4 protein-coding genes, 1 tRNA gene and 2 pseudogenes are annotated in these 7,409 nt (G+C 51.2%); all 7 read right to left on the bottom strand.

Annotated elements, in window-relative coordinates; all coding sequences use genetic code 11:
* Positions 1-121 precede the first annotated feature (121 nt).
* Positions 122-331 (bottom strand): annotated as a pseudogene (locus tag AAC083_RS10025) (YgaP family membrane protein).
* Between the two features lie 388 nt (positions 332-719).
* On the bottom strand, positions 720-1,637 hold the full coding sequence (locus tag AAC083_RS10020; RefSeq protein WP_108536504.1) for an IS5 family transposase: 918 nt from the start codon (positions 1,635-1,637) through the stop codon (positions 720-722).
* Between the two features lie 267 nt (positions 1,638-1,904).
* Positions 1,905-1,981: transfer RNA gene (locus AAC083_RS10015), tRNA-Met, on the bottom strand.
* Positions 1,982-2,077: 96 nt separating this feature from the next.
* Positions 2,078-3,151, bottom strand: a pseudogene (locus AAC083_RS10010) (IS66 family transposase).
* A gap of 202 nt (positions 3,152-3,353) precedes the next feature.
* Positions 3,354-4,559, bottom strand: a complete 1,206-nt coding sequence (locus AAC083_RS10005) for an MDR family MFS transporter (protein WP_108536503.1) — start codon at positions 4,557-4,559, stop codon at positions 3,354-3,356.
* A 47-nt stretch (positions 4,560-4,606) separates the two neighbouring features.
* Positions 4,607-6,838: a hypothetical protein gene (locus tag AAC083_RS10000; protein WP_108536502.1), complete on the bottom strand. Its 2,232-nt coding sequence runs from the start codon at positions 6,836-6,838 to the stop codon at positions 4,607-4,609.
* A partial coding sequence (locus tag AAC083_RS09995) for a hypothetical protein (RefSeq protein ID WP_219927877.1) occupies positions 6,838-7,409 on the bottom strand: 572 nt, incomplete at its 5' end. The genes AAC083_RS10000 and AAC083_RS09995, both read right to left, overlap by 1 nt.

The raw sequence follows: 7,409 nt of genomic DNA, 5'->3' as shown, positions 1-7,409 counted from the left end.
ATCACAGCCCTAAGCGGGAAAAAGTGTCTGGACCTATGGGGTCAAATCCAATCGCCGCATGATCTCCTGTCTGCGCGGACAGAATGAGATCCTCTTTTTCCATCATGCCATGTGTCATGGCTCAGTTCCTTTTGTCGAGTTTACGGCCAACCATGGCACACATAGGGCAGAAACCCTTCAGGCCAGTCATGGAAAGGATGGCACTCATTACTCCTGCTGCAACAGCAAGGTCTTATTTACCCCAGCTCATCACTGCAAACACGAGCGCCATGATGCCCAAAATGATGCGCAATACTCGCTCCCAGTTTGGGACATTCTTTACATAGAACATGTCCGTCTCCTTCGATTGCAAGAGTGCTGAATCGCTCCCTTACTTGATAAGAGGGGCTTAGTGAGCAAAGCGGTTCGCAGAAAATGAAAAAAATCTAAAAAAAACCAATTGAGCCCCAAAAAGTCTATCATCCCACTGTCGCAAGTGGTGTCATTTGAAGCGATCCAATTGCTTGTCAGCAAGCTGTACAGAGTTGGGGCAGTAGTTTGAGGCTAGGCAACACCTGGCAGTGCTGTAAGTTGGTTGCAAGAGCTGCCAGGTGGGTTGTGTAATGAAGATTATGTACTCAGATGGCGGTGGGTTACCTGACACAATTGCTGTTTGCATAAATGGGCGTTGTTGCCCAAATCAGCGATTAGGCCACAACTTCCCCATCCCCAGGTGATAGCTACACTTGGGGCTTTCTAACAGGCAGCCCAAGGGCATTCAGTTTGTTCATCGCACACACGTAGGCCATGATCTCTCCCACTTGTCCGTTGTAGTTACGTAGACTGATTTTTCCCGTCATCAATTGTTTGAACCTATACATCGCCGTCTCGGCCAATGAGCGCCGATGATACCCGGACTGCTGCTTCCAGTGGGTCAGCCCCTCCTTGCGCATCACCAGAACCGCTTCATTACGTGGATGCCCCTCTTCCCATAAACCGGCATTCTTGCGCGGCGGAATACAAGCCTTGGCTCCTTTGCGCTTTATCAGTTTATGGCAGGCCTTGGTGTCATATGCGCCATCGGCATACACGGTCCCAAGGGCTCGGCGTAGCGGATTGAACAGGGTCGGCAACACCTCGGCATCATGAACATTTTCCAACGAGGCCTCGGCTGCCACGATGTCGTGGGTCGCCGGATCCACAGCCAGATGCAATTTGCGCCAGACCCGGCGCTTGTCATGGCCATGCTTTCTGACCTTCCATTGACCCTCGCCAAACACTTTCAAGCCGGTGGAATCGATAACCAAATCGGTCACCTTGCCCTTGGGTGGCTGGCGGTATGCCACCTTCACGGTACTGGCGCGCTTGCTGACACAGCTGTAGTCGGGGGCACACAGCGGCACATTCATCAGATCAAACAGCGAGTCGAGCAGGCCCTGTGTCGCCCGCAGGGAGAGGTTGAAAATGCCCTTGAGCATGAGAAAGGTACAGATGGTCTGGTCGGTGTAGAGGGCGCTTCGTCCCCGTCGGCCATGATGTTCTTGATGGAACCAGTTATGAACGACATTCTCATCAACCCAGAACGTTAGCGAGCCGCGTTTGACCAGGGAACGGTTGTACTGTGGCCAGTTGGATATGGCGTGAAGCGACTTGCCCATGATGCTGATTTGAAGAGGGATTTGGTGATCAGATCACCGAGAGCGCCATAAGTTTCGCATGAACCATCATGATTTGGGAAACAACGCCGAGGGGATGGCTAAGAGTAGAAAATTTTCGTGCCGTTCCTAATTAATGAGGCACTTTACCGGATGGCGCAGCGGGATGATGGGAAATAACGGCAGGAAGGAATATATAAATAATCTCCAATACCGTTCGGTGAAAAAATAATAACAGGGAGATAGCAGGAAAAATAATGTATTTGATATTGGTTGGCGTGACCGGAATCGAACCAGATGACCTCTGTGATGTATGACACAGCGCTCTACCACTGAGCTACACGCCTGCAATGAATGAATTTATAACATCTAATAAACACTTCTGTAAATGGATTTATTAAGTTTTTTGGTATCAAATGAATCATCCGCTTAAATAATAACCATTATAGGGGGCGTTCACCGACTGGTGGTTGATGTATAGGGTAGTTCGTCTTCTCGATGCAGGCTCTGACCACGGCTCGCAGCCATTCTTGTGGACAGCGCCATAGCACATAGCCACGCTAGGCATACTCCGCCTCGCTGTTCGTCAATGCGATGTCGTCATCACTCATGAGCCACCATACCATCTCATCATTCTTGATAATAAACCGGCAGCGTCTAAGCCTGCGAAGAGAGTGCTTCTTGCTCAGGATGCCGCTCTCCCAGCGAAGGCGTATACGGAACACGCTATTGGTCAGCAGTACCAGTTTGGCACAGATGGACTGATTGACAGACTCACTGCTGTTGGCTATGGCGGTTACATGATACGACCTGCACAGCTGGCGTTGGCCTGGGGGAACGAACCGATAAGCGGAATACAGGTTCGTCACTATCATGCCCGTTGGCTCCTGGCCCATCAGCCGGCGAGTGGCCTCCTTGCCACGCTATAGGCCAAACCCTAGGGTCATCCACATCCAATGCCGTTCAACGCCACGTTGATTCTGGGTCTCGTCGGCGTGGGTGAGAGAGGCAGACAGCTCCTGCTGCTTGATGGCCTGATGAGTGGAGGTCAGCATGCCGCAGACCCATTTTTGTACCTTGCTGATGGCGCCGAGACTGAAACTCAGACCGAAGTGTTGTTTAAGCTGCTGCTGTATATTGCTGATATTTTGATGAAACTGATCACTTTTGCAGGGTGATGTAGTTTAGCTGGTTGGAGTCCATGTGGGCATCGTTCTCCGTGTCGGGCAGAATTGCCTCAGCCGTGTTGACGCATCGGGTAAGGCTTGGCATGCGCCAACACCTTGCCACCACAGCAGGTTCAATCCGACGCCGGATAATGAAATTAGACTCTCCGGACAGACGGGCGTTGTGAGGGTGGCGTTTCCGGTGCGGGTCCTTGCGAGCCGGTGGCGCCCTGGATGGCGGCTTGGGGGAGTTGCCGCGCGGTCCTCAAACTCGGTAATGCGGTTCAGTAGCTTGTGGACCTGTTCAAGAGTGAGAGGTGGCACTACCGGTGCCGAATGGTGTTTGCTCATGCAGAATAGCATGCCTCACAGGGGGATCATGCAAGAGGCAAAGGAGGGGCAAAAGGCGATCGCCTCATTTTTCATGTCAATCCGCCCTCGGTGAATGTTTGCTAATAGGGGGGCGTTATTTTTACTGTTATTTGGTTCACGATAAACCCGCCCCTTCAAATTTAAAAATGAAGGGACGGCCTTAATAACATTGTTAATGGTATCAGGCGGTGAGCGTTCTTTTTTCAGATATTCTTTCTGAAATAGAATAAAGAACGATAACGCCGATGCATAAGAAGAACATCACGGCATACAATGCACTACCACCACCTTGTTGCAGTAGAAAACCGCCGATAAATGGTGCCAACGCCAGGCCGAACTCGTAAAACGTGGCGGCGCCGAAATAAGCGCCTTTAAGGTTGGCTGGCGCCATACGATCAATTTGTATATTGAGCGTCGGGAAAAGGATCACTTCGCCGAGGCTGAGCAAGAACATCGCAACAAGCCACAGCCCCCAGCTTTCACTCGAAACTAGCAGAAAGACAATCTGCGAAAGCGCGAGGAAAAACACGCCCAAGCTGGTTTTCAGTGCTATCGTCATGTTGCGGGTAAAGCGCTCGGTGAAATACTGCAGCGTTATCACCGTGGCCGCGTTGACGAATATCAGCACGCTGAGTAGGTATTCTGGGCTGTGTACCTTGCTGATCATGAGATATTGCGGCAGCGTCACGTCAATTTGCCCATAGACCAGCATCACCAAAATGTTGGCGACCACCAGAACTTTGAACGCCTGATCATTCCAGATGATCCGCAATGAACCAAGGAACGAGAAGGTGGCGTTGCGTGTATCTTTACCATACCCTGGCTTGAACACCACGAGCACCAGTATAAGGTAGCAAAGGAACGATAGCGCGGTGACGAAGAATGTGGCTTTTTGCGCCGTCAGCCCGAGGGCTACGCCGACTAATGGGCCGAGGGCGGCACCGACGTTCATCAGAAAATAACGGATGTTCAGCGCGCGCTCTCGTTCTTGCCTGTCATGGAGAATATCGCTGATCACCGCCTTGCTCGCGGGTTCGATCAATGAACGGGAAATACCATTGAGCAAAATACCGATAAAATACCATCCGGGTGAATTAGCCAGCGCGAGCATGCTAAAAGACAGGATGGCGGCAAGAACGCCGAGAATAATCAACGTTCGGCGGCCATATTTATCCGAAGCGCCGCCAAATAAATATCCGAAAGAAATAGACGCGATAAGCGATACGCTCATCATAACGCCGATTTCCATCGGTGTCATGCCGTAGTTGTTTCTCATGAGAATTGTAATGAACGGCCAAATCATGAAAAAACAGGAACGTGTCAAAAATGTCCCAATAAAAATAACCCATACTTCTTTTGGAAAATAAGGTATGAATGTTAGCTTCAAGATTTTCTCTCCTTAAAGTTTTTCAATCTGTCTATGACAAGGGTATATTATATCGGTTCCAAACATTCCTTTTCCCACCGGTTCGCCAGATCGATTAATGAAGTAACACCGCAATCTATGATCCTCTCGACGAGATTTTTTCTCTGTTCGAAGATGACTGGGTGTGGGCTGATGCCTTGAATAATCGCGGTGATGGTCGCCGAGATTGGCTCGCTGTGCGCCAGCGTTGGAATGGTCAGAACGTTCATACAGTAATCGAACATCGAGTCGACTGAATTCAATTTAGCCAGCATCAAGAACGTCATTTCATCGCCGATGAGAGCTGCGCCGAGGTCGTTGAACATCGTTTTGACCTGAACCACTGGTTTTTCTTTTAGAAAGAAGCTGAGTAGTGCGCGGAACTGATCGCGATCCAGACTGCGTTGCTTCATCTCGGCGTTAAGTGTGTCGAGCGCCTGGCGTACATAATTTTCCTCTTCGTTGAAGAGATCCGCCGAAGCACAGCGGAAATGCTGCTTGAGGAAATACCAGTGAAAAATGTATTTACCGTTGAACTCAAGGTGTACGACGTTGGTGAAGTCTTCCAGATCGTGCCGTTCCGGATGGAATTCTCTGAGATCGCAACGAATGTCAATGCCAGAAGTAGACGAAATTTGTCGACAGATGGCTGTGATGTCTGCTTCTCCTAGCAGCGCTTGCAGCATATGCAGCATATTGTTGCCGCCAGCGGCCAACTCGCAATAGGCGTCTTTGCCTGGTGTCAGATATTTGATGCGGCTGTCGCGCGCATTGAGCGATGAAACGATCTCCGCCCACTGGTTATGCACGTCCAGGCTTCTGATCGTTTCCAGGCTCGGGTTTTTTTCATAGAACGCGATGACTCGCGGATCGACAGCCAGCCCGCTGCGTTTGAGGATCCCTGCATCAAGCTGAGCGCTGTCCTGATTTTTTACTAGCACGTTGATGAAGTTGCGCAGAGAGCTCTCTCCGCAATCGGAGAACGAGACCTCGGAATCCGGCGTTGGTCGGCAGGTCTTGGTAATGCACAATGGCGGAAAATAGCGGCCGTATACTTCGCGATCGTAATACTCGTGGCACAGATCGGGAAAACGCGTATCATCAGTTGTCACGTCGGCGAACAGATCCGTGCGCAGTGCTTGCAACTGCAGCATGTAGGCGGTCAGTTTACTGAGGTCGCCCTTGCATTTCAGCCACAGTGCCGCATTGAGTAAGTGAATCGCATCGCGATCGTGGCCGGTGGTGCGGCTGGCAATGACCAGCAAACGACACAGGTTATGCAGCTCGACCAGCAGACTGTCCCGATCGGTACAATGGATGCTGATATAGTCCTGGACGCGTCGTGGCAGGTAACGGTGATATTTGTTGAAAGGTAAATGCCGTGCAATGAAATCGGTGCTGAATCCCTCGCCGCGCAGTTGTTCGACAGTGCTTTCGGTAAAATTGTCCACCAGCTCGCTGGCACGTTGGGTGGCTGCGTCCTTCTGGAGGCGGGCATGTTCGACGGCGGTTTGAGTGTTTTGCCAAGCGGGGAGCAGGTCGGCTTGATGTAGAGCACCTTGCTGGGCCGCACTCAGGCGTGTTTCTAGTTCAGCGATTTCGGTATTGATCGCAAGCAACTGCACCTCTTTATTCTCCACCGCGCTTTTACCCAGTATTTTTTTGCCATTTTTTAGAGCGGCGATCGCAGATCTTAATTGATGGATCTTTTCTTGCTGCGCTTTGCTAGCGTTTTCCGCCTGTTGCAGGATCTGATTCAGTGTTTTTTCCTGTGCTTTCAAATGGGCGCTGAGGGTGAGCGCTTCGCTCTCTTCAGCGGCGATTTGCGTTTTCGTGTTCTCGAACCGTTGCAGAACACTGTCGCAAAGCCGGTGTATTTGCACTGAGAGCAGATGCTGTTGCTCGACGGCGTCGTGAAAATCCGCGTCGTCTCGCACATACTGGAATAGCTCGGCGACATCGTCGTCGGTGAAATGTGGACGGCTCATGAACGCCATCACCCGCGCAAGAGTAGCGGTGGAAAACCAGGTGAATGGGTTCTTCACCTCTTTGCTGACGTCGAATTCGACTAGGTCGGTACGGTAGAACAAAGCGCGCGCAACCAATCCGATCGGGTGGTCAACGCCAAGAAAACGGTAATATTTTTCAGCGATTTCGTTGTTGCACCAGAGCACGCCGTAGAGCGGCGAAAGAAAGTGGTATTCAGGGCGTAATGGCATGTACAGATCGCGGAAAATCTGTCTGGTTTGATCGGTCGTCATCAGCTAAAACCTTGGATGATATTTTTTAACTTGAGCGCAGCCAGGTTGATTTGTTGCTGTTCATCCGGGTTGGGTGACAGAGGCAACGGTGTAAAGACGCCGTTGCGCAAGGCCAGTGGCCAGGACATGAACACACCTAATTCCGGCAGCCAGATCGAGCCGCAGCAGGGCGCTTCGTCACATTGGATAATGCGCTCAAACAAGATAAGAATAGAGGCGGTGGGGCCGTATTTAGGGGGGCGCCGCATTTTGTGAAAAATATCCAACCCTTGATTGCGGGTGTCGGTGGCGATTTGCGTCAACGTCACTGCCGAAAGCACCTGGCTCAGCGGCCCTTCATCAGTTCTGACTTGGCTGAGCAACGGCACCAACCCCGCGCCGTGCTCGCCGCATACTTTCAGGCTGCTCGCGTCGATACGCTGCATGTCGAGGCCTGAAATGCGGCAGATGCTTTTCAGCAGTCTGGCGGTATTGTGCACGGCACCGATACCAATCACCCGGCAGCGGGAGCCGAGCAGGATTTTATCAATATAATAGCTGATACTATCCACTGGATTGACCGCATTGATGA

This window comes from Aeromonas sp. HMWF014 (assembly GCF_963878295.1).
In the GTDB taxonomy this organism is placed as follows: Bacteria; Pseudomonadota; Gammaproteobacteria; order Enterobacterales; family Aeromonadaceae; genus Aeromonas; species Aeromonas popoffii.
This window is presented reverse-complemented; position numbering and strand designations above follow the sequence as displayed.